Below are 18,138 nucleotides of genomic sequence, written 5' to 3' on the forward strand. Positions count from 1 at the left end.
TCGCGCTCACAACACCGCTTGGGTCTGGGTGACCTTGCCGACGAGTTTGCCGGCGTCGTCGTGGATTTCGGTCTCCACCACGATGAAACTGCGCCCCGCGTGCAGCGGCGTCGAGGAGGCCACCGCGTACCCGGACCGTACCGCCCGCAGGAAGTTCGTCTTCGACTCCACGGTCGTGGTGCCCTGTTTGCCCTCCGGCAGATTCAGGTACGCGCACACCGCGCCGGTGGCGTCGGCCAGCGACATCAGCACCCCACCGTGCAGGGCGCCGCCCAGCGTGCACAGGCTCTCGTCCCACGCGAGCCGGCTGCGCACCAGCTTCGGCCCGTGCTCGAGCACCTCGACGCCGAGCTTCTCGGTGAACGGCATGGTGCTGTGGAACAGCCGGGTTCCTTCGGTATCGATCATGATGTCGAGCTTGCCCGTACGCGTGCGCGAGGTCCATTACCTTCGGGGTAACGATCGCGGGCGGACCGCATCGGCCACCAGTTCAGCGGGCCCATCAATCGCACCAGCGCCGGCACCAGCAGCATCCGAACCAGCGTGGCGTCGATGATCAGCGCCAGGATCATGCCGAGACCGAGGAACCGCATCGGGGTCAGCGGGGAGAGTGTGAAGGCACCCGTGATGAACACCAGAAGCGTTGCGGCGGCGGTGATCACGCGTGCGGTGCGAACCGTGCCGGTGCGGACCGCGGACACGGTGTCGCAACCGGCGTGGCGCGCCTCGACCATGCGTGAGAGCAGGAAGACCTCGTAGTCGGTGGAGAGCCCGAAGACGACGGCGATGATCAGCACCATCATTCCCGCCGAGAGCGGTCCCACGCTCACGTGCAGCAGATCGGCCAGATGGCCCCGGCAGAAGATCCAGGTCAGGACGCCGAAGGTCGCCGCCAGGCTGAGGAAGGCCAGCAGTACCGCCTTGACCGGCAGCACCGCCGAGCGGAACGCCGCGCCGAGCAGGATCAGCGTGGCGAGCACCATCACCGCGATCATCAGCGGCATCCGGGAGGTGATGGCCGCGACGCTGTCCACGGTGGCCGCGGTGTCGCCGCCCACCTGGATGTCGACACCGTCGGGTGGGTCGAGTTCCCTTATGCGCGTGACGGTTTCGGTGGCGGCGGGGGAGCGGTCGGGGTCGTTCAGCGCGGCGTGCAGCACGATCGCGTCGTCCACCGTGGCGAGTCGCTGCACGTCGTGCACACCCGGGATCGAGCCGAGCGCGCGGATCGCGGCGGCGGTGGGCCGGGAGTCGGGTGGGGCGCCGTCACCGCGCAGCAGGACGGTCGCGCCGCTGCCGGCCTCCGGGAAACGGGTGGCGAGTTCATCGACGCCGGCGCGCACGCCATTGCCCGCAGGCAGGGCCGTGTGGTCGACATCGCCGAGCCGGACGCCCAGCACCGGGGTGGCGAGTACGAGCAGCAGTCCGCCGACGGTGACGGCCACGACTCCGGGCCGGCGCACCACGGCGTCGACCACCCGGCCCCACCATCGCTCGGCACGCCGCTGTCCGCGGTCGAAGGCGTCTCGGCGCCAGCTCCAGGCGCCGACGCGGTGACCGAGCAGCGCGAGCGCGGCCGGCAGAACGGTCAGCGACAGCCCCGCGGCAAGCAGCACCGCCGCGATGGCCCCGAAGCCCAGCGATCGCAGCACGGCCTGCGGGAAGACGAACGTCCCGGCGAAGGCGCAGGCCAGCAGCAGCGCCGAGAATCCGACGGTGCGACCGGCGGTGGCCAGGGTGCGGGTCACCGCCTCGGGGACCGCGGCGCCCGCGGCGAGTTCCTCCCGGAAGCGAGTCACGACGAACAGCCCGTAGTCGATGGCCAGGCCGAGCCCCAGCAGCGAGGCCACGTTGACGGCGAACACGCTCACCTCGGTGACGTGCGCGATCACTCCGACCGCGCCCAGTGAGCCCACGACCGCGAGCACACCCACCAGCAGCGGCAGGCCGGCGGCGACCACCCCGCCGAACACCAGCACCAGAATCGCCGATGTGATGGGTAGCGAGACTGATTCGGCGAGAATCAGATCGTGGCGGGACTGGCGGTCGATCTCGTCGGCGAGTGCGCTGTAGCCGGTGAAGCGCACCGAGACGCCGGGGACGGTCAGCGCCGCGGCGATGTCGTGGTAGGCCGCTATGCGCTGATTGTCGTCGCCGGCGGCGAACACCACGGCCAGCCCCTGCCGGCCGTCCGCCGAACGCAGGAAACCCTGGCGCGGTGGGGCGTTGTTCCAATAGGTCTGCACCGGCTGGGCCAGCAGCGCCGCATCGATGTGGTCCACCGCCTGCTGGACGCGCGGGCCCAGTGCGGTGAGGTCCTGTCCGTCGGGCGCGGTGTAGATCGCGATCACATCCGGGTTCTGCCGGCCCAGATGCGCGGTGACCACCCGGTCGACGAGCGCGGATTCGCTGCCGGGATCGGCGAATCCGGCCGCGCTCACTCGCTGCTGGACGTCGGCGCCGAACAGTCCGCACACGATCGCCGCACCGATCGCCGCCAGCAGCACCAGGGTCGGGCGGGTACCGACGAGCCGCGCCCAGCGGGTCATGCGAGGACCGGATCCGGCTGCGGCAGTTCGCTTTCCAGAGCTGCCGCGATGCGGTCCAGGAGCCCTTCGAGCCGATCCTCGATGCCGTGGCCGTTGCGCGCGGAGACCGTCAGCTCGGTGCGACCGCCGGCCTCCACCATCGCGAACAGCAGCGGCATCGCGACGCTGTGCTGCGGCAGCACCCGCACCGCCGTAGGCGACCAGCCGGGCACCGCCAGTGCGCCGAGATCGAAGCGGCCCATGTGCGAGACCGTCGCCGAGGCGAGATTGCGCCCGAAGCGAGCGCCGAGCGCATTGGTGGTGCGCAGAATGGTGCGGCCGACGGCATGCGGCGCGTTGGCGATCGCGCTGGCGGCCAACTGGTTGAGTTCGGTGCGTTCCCGCAGGCCCGCGCGCATGCCTTCGCGCACCTGCCGCCAATCCTGGCCGGGCCGGATATCGAGGAACAGCGGCAACGCCAGATTCCCCGTCGATCGCAGCTGTGGGTCGTGACGGCGCAGATCGACCGGGACCATGATCCGCTGCGTGCTGCCCGCGGCATCGGCCAGCAGCGCCGACACCCGCGCCACCGCACCGGAACCGGTGGCGGCGATACTGCGGTGCCGCAGCAGATGCCGGGGGCTGCCCACCTCCTGACGGCCGTGGCCGACCGCCGAGCGGAAGCGGGGAATCATCGCGGTGGGGCGGCCGGGTGCGCCGAGGCGCCGCACCAGTTCCCGATCGGCGACCGGGTCGCGAAGCTCCTCCGGCTGTTCGCCACGCAGCGCGGCGAGGACGTTGCGGGCCCACAGCACCATGCCCATCCCGTCCATGACGCCGTGGAACACCCGGAAGATGACGGTGACCGGGTCGCCGGTCAGGAGCAGCACCTCACAGGTGGTCTCCTGGGTGGGGCCGATCGCTGACGCGAGGACCGGATCCGCCTCGAGGCGATCGTAGTTCACGACGTGACCGGGAATCTCTCGCACGGCGGGCGGCACACCGGTGTCCACCCAGTACTTGCCCTCGCGCCGCAGCCGCGCGCCCGGGCAGGCGGCAGCCGCGACCGCGACCGCGCGGCGCAACCGCTCCGCGTCGAGGGTTCCGGTTCCCGGAATCGCCAGTTGCATCAGAAACGGCGGCGCCATATCCCGCATGGGGAAGTACATGCGCTCGGTGGGCGAGATCCGCCGCCGGAAGACGGTGCTCATGATCGGCTCCTGACTATGCGTTACCGCAGCTCGCGGGTGAGTTGCTCGATGCCGCCCTCGGATTCGAGCCAGGACAGGAACCGGGCCAGGCCCTGTTCACGGTCGATGATCGGCGCGTAACCGAAATCCCGTGCCGCCGCGCCCGTGTCGTAGGTCGCGGTGCGGGTCAGCAATGCCACCACGTAACGCGACAGCGGTGGCGACCAGCGCCGTGCGATCGCCGGTACGCGCCAGACGGTGTCGATCACCGAGACGGCGGCCGCCAGCACCCGCGGATCGGGTCGCCGGCTGGGCGCCGGGTAGCCGAGCCCGCTCGCCACCTCGGCGAGAAAGGCCCACACGTCGGTCTTCTCCGCGTCGGCGACGAAATAGGCCTTGCCGCCGACCCGGTCGGAGGTGGCGGCGCCCAGGCAGGCGTGCACGATGTTGTCGACATGGCACAGCGATGCCTGGACCGAGCGGCCGAACGACAGATCGGGCAGGCGCCCCTGCGCGGTCCGGCCGAGCAGGCGCACGATCGGCCCGGAGCGGTCGCCGGCTCCCCAGATCGCACGCGGCCGCAGCGCACAGGTGGTGAAACCCTCGGTGTCGGCGGCCAATACGGCCCGCTCGGCGGCGGCCTTCGTCTCGGAGTAGAGGTTCAGATAGTGGCGCGGATACGGCACGGATTCGTCGATGTCGATCTGATCGCCGCCGTCGCGATCCATCAGGGCGCTCGGGCTCGAGATGAACACGAATCGCGTCGCGCCCGCGGCCCCGGCGGCGCGCAGCAGAACTTCGGTGGCGCGCAGATTTTCGGCGCGAAACTGTGCGCGGGTGCCGCGCTCGTCGACGCGGGCGGCACTGTGGAACACGACATCGACTCCGGCGCAGGCACGTTCGAGCGACGCTTCGTCGGTGAGGTCGCCGAAGGCGACCCGCACCCCGTCGAGATCGGGCAGATCGCCGAGGTTGCTGGTGCGCCGCGCGAGCACGGTCACCTCGTGGCCGCCCTCGCGTACCAGGCGGCGGACCAGTGCGCCGCCGAGAAATCCGGATGCGCCCGTGACGAGTGCCTTCACCGTTGGTTCTCCTCGAAAGATGCCGTGCTGCGCACTGTTTCGGTACGCCACCAGGTGAGGCCGAACAGCTGCGTCATGACGGCGGTGTACAGGCGGGACCGGCCGCTGCTCCGTGCGGCGCGCAACGCGACCGGAATCTGGGCGGCGTGCACACCGATGCTGAGCACCGCGTCGATCCACCACAGCGTTCGCAGCCACCGGCGGCCGGAGCCCCGGACCGCCGGACCGGCCAGCAGGAACAACCAGCCCGCGATCGGAACAGACCGCAGCGCAACCACTTTCATCGTCATCGCGCCGCCTTCGCGATCTGCCGGGCCGCCCATCCCGCGAGCTGTTCTCGTCCGATCTTGGCGTTGTGCCGGATATCGACCGGGAAGTTCGGATGGAACAGGAACTGCGAAATCTTCGTGGTGAGCTCGAATTCCGCGCCACGCGCACGCAGGGCGGCGGTCACGTCGTCGCGATCGGCGCCCGGACGCAGTTCCACACACAGCACGGGGCGCTGCGCTCCGGCCGGGCCCACCCCGACCAGCGCCGTGCGCGCCACACCGGCGACGGCGTTGAAGATCTGTTCGACCTGCACCGTGAACATCGGCCCGTCGGCGGTGCGTACCCGCTGGGATTTGCGCCCGCAGAACCAGATTCGTCCCTGATCGTCGATCCACGCCAGGTCGCCGGTGCGATGCCAGACGGTCTCGCCGTCGACGATCTTGCCTGTCGCGTTCGCCGCGGCGGGCCAGTAGTAGCGGGTGCTCACATTCGGCCCGGCCACCACCAGTTCGCCGATGCCGCCGGTGGTCACCACGTCGCCCTCGCGAGCCTGGGCGTCCGCCCAGGTGGGCAACGGGTCGTCGGTGATCGCCACGACGCGCGCCCGCACCCGGTCGGCGGGGCGTCCGATGCAGGTGCCCGCACCGGCGCGGGCGCGTTCGGACAGGCCGTCCAGTAGTTCGCGCGATTCGATCGTCGACATCGGCAGCGCCTCGGTGGATCCGTATCCGGCGTAGACCAGCACATCCTCGTCGAGCACCGCGCGCAGGCCGGCGATACACCAGTCCGGGACCGGCGCGCCCCCGGAATAGATACTGCGCAGCGTCGGTAGCCGGGTGCCGGTCTGCTCGAGGTGGCGCAGCAGCGGGATCAGCACGGCGGGGGAGGCGAACATGGTGCGCACTCCGAATCGGCCGATGGCGTCGGCCACGTGCGCCGGATCGGTCGAACCCACCTTGCTGGGGATCAGCGGCGGCAGGACGCACTGGGAGCCGAGCAGCAGATCCAGGATGCCGACCAGCGGCAGCGTGATCAGCGAGGTCTGCGGCGGTACGTGGCCACGCGCGGCGTGGACCTGCTCGACCATGGCCGACAGATTGCCGTGGGTCATCTCCACGGCCTTGGCGGGTCCGGTGCTCCCGGTGGTGAAGGCGATCATCAGCGGGGCGCCGTCGGGCGCCGGAGCGCGGTCCTGCGCGGTGCCGGACGGGTGGCGCCCCCAGGTGTCGAAGGTCGCTCCGCCCCAGAACCAGCGCCGCCCGACCGTGACGGCGACCCGCACGCCGCGGAAGTAGCGGCGGAACAGCACTCGCGCCGCATGCGCCTGCGGAATGCCGATGAACGCCTCGGCGTCGGCCGCCCGCAGGCACCGCAGCATACGGCGCAGTCCCATGCCCGGATCGATGACCACCGGAACCGCACCGATCTTCAACAGGCCCAGCATGATCGCGTACAGCTCCGGCCCGGGCAGCACCAGCACGATGGTGCGGGTTCCGCTGCCCACGCCCGCGGCGGTGAGCCGCTCACCGATCGCGTCGGACCAGCGGTCCAGGTCGGCGTAGCTCAGCCGCCGATAGTGCGGTGTGGGCGTATGCCCGGCGTCGGCGAAATACACCGCGGTGCGGTCCGGTGCCGCGGCGGCGACCACGCGGAACCGGTCGATCGCGCGCCAGTAGGTACCGCTCACGCCGCCGCACCGGCCGCCACCGGCAAGCGGTACACCGCGGCCGCCGCGGACGGTCCCGCGCCCGCCGCGACGAACAGCACGGTATCGAAGCCGATGAGCGAATCCTCCTCCACCGCACGGTGATAGGCCAGCGGCAGCGAGGCGGTGTGCGGATCGCCGGCTGACAGGTCGGGGGTGCGGACCGCCCCGATACCGAGGGTCTCGGCCAGCAACTGCGGGAACTTCGGCGTGGGTGTGGACGCGATGAGAACCGTTGCTTCGGCATCGATTTCGTCGGCGTCGAGGGCGCGGCGGCCGGCCTCGGCCGCGATTTCCAGCAGCCGATCCTCGAATCCGGGTTCGCGTTCCACCGTCATCAGTCCGCGCCCGGCCGTACCCATCGTGGTGACGTCGACATACGACTGCACCGCGGGAGAGCCCGAACCCGCGACGGTGTGCACCCGGCCGAAGCCGACCGGCTCGTCGGTGTGCTCGAGCAGCAGCGCGGCACCGGCGGTGGCGTAGGGGAATTCGTCGTCGGCCGCCGATCGGGCCAGTGACGGATGGGTGTCCCCGGAGACGATCAGGACGTGGCCGGACCCGGCGGTCTCGAGAATCGACTGGGCGACCTGGACCGCGTTGAGCACACCGGTGGCGCCGTTCATCAGGTCGAAGGAGAACGAGCGCGGATCGCCGAACCGGTAGTCCAGTCCGATCCCCGCCTCCTTCTGGATCAGCGCCGACACCGCCGGTTCCACGGTGTTGGAGTCGCGGAAGATGCCCGCGTTGATGAGCACCCCGACCTGCTCCGGCGCCACCCCGGCGCGTTCGAGGCTGCGGCGCGCGGCCCGGCCGCTGTGCTCGACGATGCTGAATGTGTCGCCCTCGCGACTGATTCCGGTGGATGTGATGGCAACGCCCATGACCAGTACCTCAGACCTTCAGCGACGAAATCGTGGTGGACAGGAAGCCGCCGACCACACCGGAGGCGGCCGGAACCATCAGCAGTTTCGAGCCGGCCGGGATCTCCCCGCGGCTCAGATGGTCGTGCAGCACGATGAAATGCGAAGTGCTGGAGGTATTCCCGTATTCGGTCAGCACATTGAGGTCGGGCGGCATCGGTGCGCCGAATTCCCGTTCGGCGATGGCGTTCATGTACGGGATCGCCGCCGCGCCGAACTGATGGTGGATGACGAAGTCGAAGTTCTCCTCGGCGAATGTGGTGCCGCGCTTGTCGTAGAACATGCGCTGGGTGTCGGTCCACAGCAGGAAACGCGCCTCGTTGTGCATCTTGCGGTTGTCGGTATAGAGCGCGACGCCCTGGGATTTGTCACTGGGCATGCCCAGGCACAGGTGGGAGAACTCCGAGGCGGTGACCAGCTCGATGTAGTCGATACGGTCGGCCTCGTCGACGGAACGATCGAGCACCACCGCGGCCGCGGAATCTCCCACGGTGAGCGACGCGAATTGCAGATCGTATTTGTCGGAAATTTCGCGCACTGCGGTATCGGCGATCGGAGTAATGGCTTCGCCGCTCACCACGATGCCGTTGCGCACCATTCCGGATCGAATCATACGATCGAGAATGTAGGTTCCGCTGAGCATTCCCGCGCAAGCGTTGGAAAGGTCGAAGGTTATCGCGTTCTGCGCGCCGATCCGTTGTGCCAGAGCCGAGGCGAACGACGGCTCCATATATATTTTGCCGGCATCCCTACTACGGGTGATGGAGGTGGAGATGACCACCTCGATCTCCGAACCGGAGTACCGTGACCTGGATAAACACTCGTCCATTGCCTTGCCGGCCAGGACGAACGAGTCCTCGTAGGATTCCGGGCGGGTGTCGTGAACACGGCGCTCGCGCACACCTGTGATCTTTTCGAGATCGAAGGCGGGCGGTACGGCGAGGCGCGATATCAATTCCTCGGTGGTGACCCTTTTTTCGGGTAGATATGCGCCGATCGCTTCGAAACGAGAATGCGGCACGCCGCCTCCTGAATTGACATGACGAATGCTTGCGGAATTTGTTCGGGACGTGATGCTACCCGAGAGTAACTAGCGCATTCTTGATCCGCATCTCGAGGCTTCGACGCGGTGCGGGCGCAGAAGATGTATTTGTGACAGCAAGTCGCAGAAAATAGTAACTATTCAGCTATCGATGTGAGTCGCCTCTACGACGGCACTTTGCCGAGGTGGGCCGCGCATCGAGTATCCCGCTAACTGGCAGAGTGTCGGATTATTGGTGAAACTTCACATCGGCCGGGGCCGTCGATTGTGAGAGACCTCACCGGCTCCGGGGCTGCCGTGCCCCGGCTCGGCCGAGCCGTGCCATGACCGCGCGCGGCGGTCGCGGCAGCACGAGGTTCGGTGCGCGCCAAGGCCATTGCGGCACGGCCGCGTGATCAGGAAATCCGGCGGGCTCCGGCGGCGGGCACGGCGGCGAAGAATCGCGGTGGTGAGAAACCGTCGTCGCGAAATCGCCGCCGGACGGCGGCCGCGATCGACTCGGTGCGGTCGATATCGGTCACGGCGATGATGCTGCCGCCGAAGCCGCCGCCGACCATGCGCGCACCGTGGGCGCCGGCGTCGAGCGCGGCTGCCACCGCCGCATCCAGTTCCGGCGTCGAGACCTCGAAATCGTCGCGCAGCGAGGCGTGGGCGCTGGTCAGCAGCGGCCCGATCGCGCGCGGATCGCACCCGTCGCGCAGCAGTCCGACGACGGTCAGCACCCGGGCGTTCTCGGTGACGACGTGGCGGGCGCGCCGCCGCAGCACCGGATCCGCCAGGCGCTCGGTTTCCGCCGGATCGGTGACGGCCCGCAGCGAATGGACGCCCAGGGCGTGCGCGGCCTGCTCGCATTCGCGCCGGCGGCGGCCGTACCCGCCGTCGGCCAGCCGGTGCGGGGTGTCGGTGTCGGCCACCAGCAACTGCAGCCCGGCCGCGGCGAGATCGAAGGGAACCTGGGCGGAGTCGCCGGTGGCGAAGTCCAGGAACAGGGCGTGCCCCGCCGTGCAGAGCAGCGACGCGGACTGGTCCAGGGTCCCGGTCGCGGCGCCGACGTACGAGTTCTCCGCGGCCCGACCGATGTCGATCAGCTCCGCACTGTCGGCGTCGATCCCGAACAGATCGCGAATCGCCAGTGCGACAGCGCATTCCAGCGCCGCCGAGGACGACAGTCCGGCGCCCACCGGCACCGCCCCGTCGATCTGCAGCACCACCCCGGACAGTTCGTGTCCGCGGCGCCGGTATTCGTGCACCACACCCAGCGGATAGCGGGCCCAGCCGGTGACCGCGGATTCGGCGAGGCCGTCGAGCGATTCGCGAACCTGCCCGGCGTGCTGCTTCGAACTCACCCGCACCGCGCCGTCCGTGGTGACCTCGGCGGTGCAGGTCACGACCTGGGGCAGCGCGATCGGCAGGGCGTAACCGTCGTTGTAGTCGGTGTGCTCGCCGATGATGTTGACCCGGCCGGGCGCCACCCATACCCCGCGCCCGGGTGCCGCGCTCACCGCACCTCCCGCAACTCGGCGGCCACCGTCTCGGGGGTGGTGTCACTGATGAACACGTTCATCCCCGATTCCGAACCGGCGAGATACTTCAATTTGCGCGCCGTCCGCCGGATCGAGAACAGCTGCAGGTGCAGCCACCAATCATCACCGGGGACACCGGATTTCGGGGCCTGGTTCCACGCCGCGACATAGGGCATGGGGGTGTCGAATCGGCGCGCGAAGCGTTGCTGCACATCCAGGTACAGATGTGCGAAACCGTCGCGCTGAGCATCGTCGAGGTCGGGGATGTCGGCCACCCGGCGGTGCGGATAGAGCTGGACCTCGTAGGGCCAGCGAGCGAACGGCGGTACGAAGGCGGTCCACTCCTCGTTCGCCGCGACCACTCGGATGCCGGCGGCCCGCTCGGCGCCCAGCAGATCGCCGAACAGATTGCTGCCGTGCGCCTTTCGATGGCGGGCCGCGTTGGCGACCATCGTCGCCGTGCGCGGGGCGGGGAAGGGGTAGGCGTAGATCTGGCCGTGCGGATGCGACAGCGTGACGCCGATCTCCTCGCCGTGATTCTCGAAGCAGAACACCTGGGCCACGCCGTCGAGCTCCCCGAGCTCGGCGCTGCGCTGGGCCCACGCGTCCACCACCAGCCGTGCCCGGCCCGGATCGAGCCCGGCGAACGAACTGTCGTGGTCGCTGGTGAAGCACACCACCTCACAGCGGCCGAACCCGTTGCGCAGCAAGGTCTCCGGCGACCCTTCGACATGGTCGGGAAGTTCGGCGCGGCCGGTCGACAGCGACGGAAAGCGATTCTCGAACACCGCCACCTGGTAGTCGGCCTCGGGAATTTCGGTGGGATGGCCGGGGCGTGAGGGGCACAGCGGGCACAGATCCGCCGGTGGCAGGAAGGTCCGGCTCTGGCGGTGCGAGGCGATCACCACCCACTCGTCCAGCAGGGGATCGAAACGTGCCTGGGAATGCGTGCTGGTCCGGGGCAGATCCCGGGTGTCGGTGGCGGTGCGCGGCACCGCCTCGCTGTCGAAGTAGATGATCTCGCGGCCGTCGGCCAGCGACCGACGACTCACCACCGGACTCGGCCGCGCCATCGCATCCCTCCGCTCGATCCACCGGATCTCAGCGGACAGTAACACCGCGGCCGCGGTGGCCGGCGGGTGCCGGATCCGGCGCGGCGCATCCGATCGGACGAACCGCGCCGGATCGGCCGCGCTCAGTACTCGCTGCCGAACAGCCCGCCCGGCCCGTAGGAACCGGTCGGCGGTGGCGCCGGCATCATCACCCAGCCGCCGCAGTTGGCCGAGGCGAACGCGACATCGGACGATTTGATCAGCACCCGCACCGGAGTGATGTGGGTGCGGTCGCTGGCGACGATGGCGGCGTTCGGGTCCGGCGGATCACCGGGTTCGGGGATCTTCCACAGGCGCTCCCAGGAACAGTCGTGCGCCGGGTCCGCCGGCCCCGCGGACTGATAGATACCGGGCGCGATATCGACCCCGACCCGGTACGTCCCGTCCCCGGGGATGGTCGTCGCCGGATCGGCGGCCGCGGAGCCTGATCCGAGCATCGTCACCGCGGACGCGACGGTCCCGGCGATCACAAACGTGCGTCCACGCACGGCGGTCCTCCTCGATCTCGCAGACGGCCGTCGACTATCGGGCGGCCGGAGAAGATCCCCGCATCTTCCGGGGCCTTGGTCTATCAGAATTCCGATAGGCGCGGACCGGATCGATGAAATATCTGGAGATTCGACAACGCCCGGGGAACGGCGTGTGGGAGGTCCGGAAATGCCGTCGCTGAACGTCCCCGCGGGATCCCCTCGCGCCCACGGGGACGGCACCCACATGCGGTTCGACCGCCGAGGTGCGAGATGGGAACGTACTGCAGCGTCGACAGCGAGTGCAACACAACGGTATTTCAGAATTAAATTACTCTGGCGAATCATCCCGATTCAGCATTCCGGTTTTTTCGCTCGCGGGCCTGGATATCGGCGGATTACGCGGAATCGAACGGCGGCAGCGACATTCGGGCAATGATGCGCATTCGGTTCGGATCCCGCCGGATGTGGCCAGCGACACAAACCTGCCGGTTGTTCCGCGACGCGGGCGGTCCGGGCAACAGTGAGATAGCCCTGAAATGTCCGTTTCTCGCCGGGGCTGACATCGGATTCGCCGTGCGACCGGCGTGTCTGCGGAAATGGCGTGTCACTACTGCTCTGATAGGGGTAACGGTTCAGTAACTGAGCTTGCGCATGTGATGCTGCCGTTGCAACAGTGAACCACTGGGTTTGATGTTACTAGTGGGAAGGGAGGGGTGTGCCCGTCCCGGGTGCGCCGTCCGAACATGAACCATCCACGCATCATCAAGACCGGAGTCAGGCTCGCCGTCGCCGCGGTCACCACGGCCGGTGTGCTGGCGCCCGCCGCCGCTCTCGCCGCGCCGGCCGCGCCCGCAGATCCCGATATGTCGACCAGATTGGCGAATAAGACGGTATTTCTGGACCCGGGCCATCAGGGTACGAACCACTCCGAAGACCTCAATCGTCAAGTGAACGACGGGCGCGGCGGCACCAAGGAGTGCCAGACGACGGGAATGACCAGCCGCGGCGGCGTGCCCGAGCACACCATCAACTGGAATGTGGCGCAGCTGGTCCGGCAGTCGCTCGAGGCGCTCGGCGCGCATGTCGTGATGAGCCGCCAGGACGACACCGGCTGGGGCGGATGCGTCGACGAACGCGCGGCCGCCGCCAACAGCTCCGGCGCCGCGGTGGCCGTCAGCATCCACGCCGACGGCGCCCCGGAACAGGATCACGGATTCCATCTGATCGTGCCGCAGTTGCCGGTCCCGGACGCCAGGGCGAATCAGGCGCAATCCGGCCCCGGCCAGGTCGCCACGAACGCCGTGCGCGACGCCTACAAACAGGCCGGATTCACGCCCGCGAACTACGCCGGCGCGGTCGACGGTCTGCAGACCCGGTCCGATATCGCGGGTCCGGCGCTGACCGAGGTGCCCGATGTCTTCATCGAAATGGGCAACGGCGCGAATGTCGACGACGCGACAATGCTCGAGTCGCCCGACGGGCAACTCAAACACGCCATCGCGATCACGACCGGGCTGGTGAGTTATCTGATCGGAGTGGCCCCGGGCGGTACGTCTCCGGCCGCATCGCCGGCCGACAATCCCGCGAGCGCGCCGCAGGCCGGTGCCTCGGAGGGCACCACGTCGCCGAGCACCACCCCGCAGAGTCCGGCACCGCAGAATGCCGCGCCGGAGAGTGCGTCCCCGCAGGGGGCGACGACGCAGAATTCGGACGCCCAGAATTCGGCCCCCCAGAATTCGGCCACCCAGAATTCCGGCACCCAGAATTCCGGCACCCAGAGTTCTGGCGGTCAGAGTCCCGGCGCTCAGAATTCGGTTGCACCGCAGCAGAATTCGGCAACCGACGCGTTGCGTGGCGCGCCGAACTCCGGCACCACGCAGTCCGCACCGGCGTCCACCACGCCGAACACGACGCAACCGGGATCGAATCCGGCGGGCGCTCCGGCCGGCACCTATCACACGGCGCCGGGGACCTATTCGACCACCGATCCGGGCACGTCGGGGGCCTCGCCGCAGACCTCGACCGCACCGGGAAACAACGGCACCCAGAAGACGCCGCAATCCGGTTCCGCCGCCGGTAATCTCGCCACCACCGCGATGCGGCTGCTGCTGCCGCTGGCGAAATCGCTGGGCCTGGGCGACGGTGCGCTCGATTCCGAATTGGTGAATCTCGCCTACACCCTGGTCTCCACCCTCCTGGGGCCGAGCAAGTAATCGGCCCCGTTCGTGCCCGCCCCTCCGCACGAAGGGGCGGGCACGTCCTCGTCCGGGCCTGGGTAAGCTCGGCCGAATGGATCGGCGCATACCTGTTCTGGTGGTCGCGGGATTTCTGGGAGCCGGTAAGACCACGCTGCTGAACCATCTGCTGCGGCGACGCGAGGCCCGGATCGGGGTCGTGGTCAATGACTTCGGCGCGGTGAACATCGACGCGATGCTGGTCGCGGCCCAAGTGGACGCCATGGTCTCGCTGGGCAACGGCTGTGTGTGCTGCGCGGTGGACGTCACCGAACTCGACGAGATGTTCGCCCGGCTCGCCGAGCCGCGCCACGGCATCGACGTGATCGTGGTGGAGGCCAGCGGCCTCGCCGAACCCCGCAATCTGATTCGTATGGTCATCGGCAGCGACAATCCGCGCATCCGCTACGGCGGACTGATCGAGGTCGTGGATGCCGAGCATTTCGACGACAGCCGCGCCCGCCATCCCGAATTGGCCAAACATCTGCGCCTGGCCGATCTGATCGTAGTGAACAAGGCCGACCGGGTACCGGCCGCGCGGCTGGACGCATTGCGCGCCGAGATCGAGCGGATCAGCGCGGGTGCGCCGGTCTATGCCACCGCGCACGGCCGCATCGATCCGCCGCTGCTGTTCGATGTCCCCGAACGCGGCGAATCGACGGTCGCCCGGCAGTTGTCGTTCGACGAACTGCTCGACGATCACGATCACGAGGAAGCCGGCCACCGCCATCTGCACGACGGCTACGACAGCGTATCCTTCACCACCACAACCGATCTCGATCCGCGCCGCCTGGTGGGTTTTCTGGAGGATCCGCCGCCGGGGTTGTTCCGCGCCAAGGGCGCCACCGCCTTCGGTGTGGGCGGTGAGAGCCGAAAGTTCCTGCTGCACATGGTCGGCCGGCATGTGGTCTTCGAGCCGGCGGCGTGGTCGCGCGGCGAAACCCGCGAAACCCGTTTGGTACTCATCGGATCCGGTCTCGATCCGGAATCCGCGACCGCCCGTCTGCACGCCACCGCCCACACCGGACCCGAACCGCTGGACGAACAGGCGTTGCTGCCGGTGTGGCGGTATGTGCCGAGGGACGATACGGATCGGAGCGCCTGAATATCAGAGGGCGTGAATATCGGGCGCTATTTCGATGAGGCGTTCCAGGCGCGGCGGGGTCCACGGCCCGTCCGGTCCGAGAATCACGTGGTCGATACCGGTGGCGGCCAGTGTTTTCAGATGCTCCAGCACCGGTCCGTGATCCGCGTCGATATCCAGGGCCGTGGTGACGGTCTTCTCGATCGTGGAATAGTCGCGGCCGATCTCGTCGCATCGGCGACGCAGCACCGTGAGTTTGTGCGCGAGATTGTCGGCGTAGCCGGTACCGGGGAGGTCGAAGAGATTGCAGGCGTCGGCATATCGCGCCACCAGCGGCAGGGTTTTGCGTTCGCCACTGCCGCCGATCAGGATCGGCGGATGCGGGCGCTGGATCGAATTCGGTGAATTGAGCGGCCGCGCCAATTCGTAATGGTTGCCCCGATACGGCGTCTCGTCCTCGCTCCACATGCGGTGTGCGATCTGCAGGAGTTCCTCCAGCTGTTCGAAGCGTCGCGGCAGGCGCGGGAACGGAATGCCCAGGCCCTCGGCCTCGAATGTGGTGCGTGGTCCCATCGGTTCCGGATCGAAGGGCGCTCCGGCGCCGACGCCGAAGATCAGGCGGCCGCCGCTGAGCACGTCGAGGGTGGTCGCGGATTTGATCAGCACGCCGGGGTGGCGATACGGCACCGCCGTGACCAGGGTGCCGAGCCGGATGCGGTCGGTGATTCCGGCGAGAAATCCCAGCGCGGCATAGGCCTCGAGCATCGGCGACTCCGGCGGATGGCCGCTGATGCCGATCTGGAAGAAGTGGTCCATCACCCAGAGGCTGTCGATTCCCGACGCGTCGGCAGCCTGCGCGAGTTCCGAGACCGCGGGACCGATGCCGCTGCCCGGGACCGGCCAGGAGAAGTCGGTGAGTGCGATGCCGATTTTCACGTATGTCTTCCGTTCAATGTTGTTAGCCGGACAACGACTATAACGTGAGTCGGCTAACGAAAACAATACCTCTACGCTGAACACACCATGACCGACGACGACTTCCAGACCGCGTTCTGGTCCACCAAACACGCCCTCGCCGTGGCGGCGGCCGCCGCCTATGCCCGGCACGGTGTGTACGAGGGTCAGCAGTTCATCCTGCGACAGCTCTGGCAGGAAGACGGTCTGACGCCCGGTCAGGTGGCCAAACGACTCGGCCTGGCGACGCCCACGGTCACCCGGGCGACCACCCGGATGGAAGCGGCCGGCCTGGTCCGGCGCGAACCGCATCCCACCGACCGCCGACTGGTCCGTCTGCACCTGACCGCGCGCGGGCGCGACCTGGAGCACGAGATCGAAGCCGAGAGTGCGCGGCTGACCGAACGGGCGCTGATATCGTTCAGCGCCGCCGAACGCGCCGCGCTCTTCCGGGCGCTGCGCCGCATCGAAGCGAATCTCACCGAGACCGCGCCCGCCGCCGAGGCGAACCCCGACCGGGAGGCACGCTGACTGCGCCGGCCTAGCCGCAGGCGTTGACCCACTCGGACATGCCGTCGGCGAACAGCTGGCGCTTCCAGATCGGCACCTCGTGCTTGATGCGGTCGACCAATTCCGCGCACGTCTCGAAGGCCTCGCGGCGGTGCGGTGCGGCGACCGCCACGGTGATCGCCAGATCGCCGACGGTCAGCGCGCCCACCCGGTGCACCGCCGCGACCGGCAGGCCGGCGGACTTCCCGACCTCGGAGCACACCCGGGCCAAGAACTTCCCCGCCTCGGGGTGGGCCGAATACTCCAGGGCCGAAACCGCTTGTCCGCCATCGTGATCGCGGACCTTGCCGGTGAAGACGACGACCGCGCCGTATTCGGGTCCGGTGACCGCGCGCTCGACCTCCTCGGGCTGCAACGGCTGATCGCTGATGCGGGTGAGCGGCGTGTACTCACTCATGGCGGTCTCCTCCGGCGACCTGGGCCAGCAGATGATCCAGCAACGGTTCCAGGACCGCGATCCCGTCGCGGACCCCACCCGGCGAACCGGGCAGATTCACGATTACCGTAGTGCCGGACAGGCCGGCGACGCCACGGCTCAAGGCGGCCAACGGAAACGCGGCCGTGCCGCGCTGGCGGATCAGCTCGGCCACGCCCGGCAATTCCCGATCCAGTACCGCCAGCGTCGCCTCCGGAGTGGCATCGGAGGGCGAGGCGCCGGTGCCGCCGGTGGTGATCACCAGTCCCGGCGTGCCGTCGAGTGCGTCGCGCAGGCCGGCCTCGATCTCGGCATCGGCGTAGACCAGCGGGCCGCGTACGGAAAAGCCCAGTCCCGCAAGCCATTCCGTCAGAACCGGACCGGTTTTGTCGACCCTGGTACCGGCCGCGACGCCGGTCGAGGCGACGACCACGACCGCGGTCCGGGAGCCCTCGGCGTGCGTCGCGTGGCGCGGGTCAGCAGGGGAGTGTGCGCCCCGGGGCGATTCCGTGTCACGGTGAATCGGCCGGTCCTCGGTCGCCGCTCGGTGCGCGTGGTGTTGTGTATCCGCCGTGGGCGCGGCGTGCGGCCTATCCGGTCGCTCCCAATGACCGTGCTTACCACCGTCTTTCGTCAGCAGGCGCACACTGTCCAGGACGGCCGCCGGATCCACCGCCTTCACCATGTCGTGCAGCGTGAGGCCGGCGATCGCGACCGCCGTGAGCGCCTCCATCTCGACGCCGGTGGGGCCCTTCGTCTTCGCTCGCGCTTCGATGGTGATGGCGGATTCGGCGAAACCGAAGCGCACATCCACCGACGACAGCGCCAGCTGATGGCACAGCGGAATCAGCTCCGAGGTCTTCTTCGCCCCGGAGATACCGGCGATGCGGGCCGTCGACAGCACATCGGCCTTCGGCAAATCGTCCGCGCGCACCAGCGCCACCACCTCGGGCGTCGTGCGCAGCAGGCCGGCGGCGACGGCCACCCGTGTCGTCTCGGCCTTGGCGCTCACATCGACCATGCGCGCCCGGCCTTC

17 protein-coding genes are annotated in these 18,138 nt (G+C 68.8%); 3 read left to right on the forward strand and 14 right to left on the reverse strand.

What is annotated here, in order from left to right:
• Nucleotides 1-6: 6 nt before the first annotated feature.
• From AC5592_RS10380 to AC5592_RS10430, 11 genes are all read right to left on the reverse strand, one after another.
• On the reverse strand, nucleotides 7-408 hold the full coding sequence (locus AC5592_RS10380) for a PaaI family thioesterase (protein ID WP_036505766.1): 402 nt from the start codon (nucleotides 406-408) through the stop codon (nucleotides 7-9).
• Nucleotides 405-2,549, reverse strand: coding sequence for an MMPL family transporter (locus tag AC5592_RS10385; RefSeq protein ID WP_063064048.1), 2,145 nt, complete (start codon nucleotides 2,547-2,549; stop codon nucleotides 405-407). Before AC5592_RS10385 ends, AC5592_RS10380 begins: the two co-directional genes overlap by 4 nt.
• A complete protein-coding gene (locus AC5592_RS10390) occupies nucleotides 2,546-3,739 on the reverse strand; it encodes a peptide synthetase (protein WP_036502248.1) in 1,194 nt (397 codons plus the stop codon). Before AC5592_RS10390 ends, AC5592_RS10385 begins: the two co-directional genes overlap by 4 nt.
• Nucleotides 3,740-3,759: 20 nt before the next feature.
• Nucleotides 3,760-4,800, reverse strand: a complete 1,041-nt coding sequence (locus AC5592_RS10395) for an NAD-dependent epimerase/dehydratase family protein (RefSeq protein ID WP_063064049.1) — start codon at nucleotides 4,798-4,800, stop codon at nucleotides 3,760-3,762.
• Nucleotides 4,797-5,090 (reverse strand): hypothetical protein, encoded by a 294-nt coding sequence (locus AC5592_RS10400; RefSeq protein WP_051024677.1) that lies wholly within the window; start codon nucleotides 5,088-5,090, stop codon nucleotides 4,797-4,799. Before AC5592_RS10400 ends, AC5592_RS10395 begins: the two co-directional genes overlap by 4 nt.
• Complete coding sequence (locus AC5592_RS10405; protein WP_063064050.1) at nucleotides 5,087-6,757, reverse strand: fatty acid CoA ligase family protein; 1,671 nt, start codon at nucleotides 6,755-6,757, stop codon at nucleotides 5,087-5,089. Before AC5592_RS10405 ends, AC5592_RS10400 begins: the two co-directional genes overlap by 4 nt.
• Nucleotides 6,754-7,659, reverse strand: a complete 906-nt coding sequence (locus tag AC5592_RS10410; protein ID WP_063064051.1) for a beta-ketoacyl-[acyl-carrier-protein] synthase family protein — start codon at nucleotides 7,657-7,659, stop codon at nucleotides 6,754-6,756. Before AC5592_RS10410 ends, AC5592_RS10405 begins: the two co-directional genes overlap by 4 nt.
• A gap of 10 nt (nucleotides 7,660-7,669) precedes the next feature.
• A complete protein-coding gene (locus AC5592_RS10415; protein ID WP_063064052.1) occupies nucleotides 7,670-8,719 on the reverse strand; it encodes a 3-oxoacyl-ACP synthase III family protein in 1,050 nt (349 codons plus the stop codon).
• A 416-nt stretch (nucleotides 8,720-9,135) separates the two neighbouring features.
• Nucleotides 9,136-10,242 carry a galactokinase gene (gene galK / locus AC5592_RS10420; RefSeq protein ID WP_084506532.1) on the reverse strand — a complete coding sequence of 369 codons (1,107 nt, stop codon included), beginning with the start codon at nucleotides 10,240-10,242 and terminating at the stop codon, nucleotides 9,136-9,138.
• Nucleotides 10,239-11,300, reverse strand: a complete 1,062-nt coding sequence (galT, locus tag AC5592_RS10425) for a galactose-1-phosphate uridylyltransferase (RefSeq protein ID WP_063064186.1) — start codon at nucleotides 11,298-11,300, stop codon at nucleotides 10,239-10,241. The genes galK and galT overlap by 4 nt, the downstream gene beginning before the upstream one ends.
• Nucleotides 11,301-11,458: 158 nt before the next feature.
• Nucleotides 11,459-11,863: an Rv1352/Rv1906c domain-containing protein gene (locus tag AC5592_RS10430; protein WP_036504112.1), complete on the reverse strand. Its 405-nt coding sequence runs from the start codon at nucleotides 11,861-11,863 to the stop codon at nucleotides 11,459-11,461.
• A gap of 725 nt (nucleotides 11,864-12,588) precedes the next feature.
• Here AC5592_RS10430 and AC5592_RS10435 point away from each other — a divergent pair.
• Nucleotides 12,589-14,058, forward strand: coding sequence for an N-acetylmuramoyl-L-alanine amidase (locus AC5592_RS10435; RefSeq protein WP_063064053.1), 1,470 nt, complete (start codon nucleotides 12,589-12,591; stop codon nucleotides 14,056-14,058).
• Between the two features lie 76 nt (nucleotides 14,059-14,134).
• The gene (locus AC5592_RS10440) at nucleotides 14,135-15,184 is read left to right on the forward strand and encodes a CobW family GTP-binding protein (RefSeq protein ID WP_036504107.1); all 1,050 of its coding nucleotides are present in this window, start codon (nucleotides 14,135-14,137) and stop codon (nucleotides 15,182-15,184) included.
• 3 nt (nucleotides 15,185-15,187) lie between these two features.
• Here the strand turns inward: AC5592_RS10440 and AC5592_RS10445 are convergent, their stop codons facing one another.
• Nucleotides 15,188-16,099 carry an LLM class F420-dependent oxidoreductase gene (locus AC5592_RS10445; protein ID WP_036504105.1) on the reverse strand — a complete coding sequence of 304 codons (912 nt, stop codon included), beginning with the start codon at nucleotides 16,097-16,099 and terminating at the stop codon, nucleotides 15,188-15,190.
• An 87-nt stretch (nucleotides 16,100-16,186) separates the two neighbouring features.
• Here AC5592_RS10445 and AC5592_RS10450 point away from each other — a divergent pair, with 87 nt between their 5' ends.
• Entirely contained in the window at nucleotides 16,187-16,648 is a 462-nt protein-coding gene (locus AC5592_RS10450; RefSeq protein ID WP_063064054.1) for a MarR family winged helix-turn-helix transcriptional regulator, read from the forward strand.
• A 10-nt stretch (nucleotides 16,649-16,658) separates the two neighbouring features.
• Here the strand turns inward: AC5592_RS10450 and AC5592_RS10455 are convergent, their stop codons facing one another.
• Complete coding sequence (locus AC5592_RS10455; protein ID WP_063064055.1) at nucleotides 16,659-17,084, reverse strand: molybdenum cofactor biosynthesis protein MoaE; 426 nt, start codon at nucleotides 17,082-17,084, stop codon at nucleotides 16,659-16,661.
• Nucleotides 17,077-18,123: a bifunctional molybdenum cofactor biosynthesis protein MoaC/MoaB gene (gene moaCB, locus AC5592_RS10460; RefSeq protein WP_063064056.1), complete on the reverse strand. Its 1,047-nt coding sequence runs from the start codon at nucleotides 18,121-18,123 to the stop codon at nucleotides 17,077-17,079. Before moaCB ends, AC5592_RS10455 begins: the two co-directional genes overlap by 8 nt.
• Nucleotides 18,124-18,138: the final 15 nt, after the last annotated feature.

This window comes from Nocardia violaceofusca NBRC 14427 (genome assembly GCF_963869435.1).
Classification (GTDB): domain Bacteria; phylum Actinomycetota; class Actinomycetes; order Mycobacteriales; family Mycobacteriaceae; genus Nocardia; species Nocardia aobensis.

Coding starts and splice junctions, on each gene's coding strand:
- AC5592_RS10440 (WP_036504107.1), top strand. CDS start 14,135: ATGGATCGGCGCATACCTGTTCTGGTGGTCGCGGGATTTCTGGGAGCC.
- moaCB (WP_063064056.1), bottom strand. CDS start 18,123: ATGGTCGATGTGAGCGCCAAGGCCGAGACGACACGGGTGGCCGTCGCC.
- AC5592_RS10390 (WP_036502248.1), bottom strand. CDS start 3,739: ATGAGCACCGTCTTCCGGCGGCGGATCTCGCCCACCGAGCGCATGTAC.
- AC5592_RS10450 (WP_063064054.1), top strand. CDS start 16,187: ATGACCGACGACGACTTCCAGACCGCGTTCTGGTCCACCAAACACGCC.
- AC5592_RS10435 (WP_063064053.1), top strand. CDS start 12,589: ATGAACCATCCACGCATCATCAAGACCGGAGTCAGGCTCGCCGTCGCC.
- AC5592_RS10385 (WP_063064048.1), bottom strand. CDS start 2,549: ATGACCCGCTGGGCGCGGCTCGTCGGTACCCGCCCGACCCTGGTGCTG.
- AC5592_RS10455 (WP_063064055.1), bottom strand. CDS start 17,084: ATGAGTGAGTACACGCCGCTCACCCGCATCAGCGATCAGCCGTTGCAG.
- AC5592_RS10410 (WP_063064051.1), bottom strand. CDS start 7,659: ATGGGCGTTGCCATCACATCCACCGGAATCAGTCGCGAGGGCGACACA.
- AC5592_RS10380 (WP_036505766.1), bottom strand. CDS start 408: ATGATCGATACCGAAGGAACCCGGCTGTTCCACAGCACCATGCCGTTC.
- AC5592_RS10400 (WP_051024677.1), bottom strand. CDS start 5,090: ATGACGATGAAAGTGGTTGCGCTGCGGTCTGTTCCGATCGCGGGCTGG.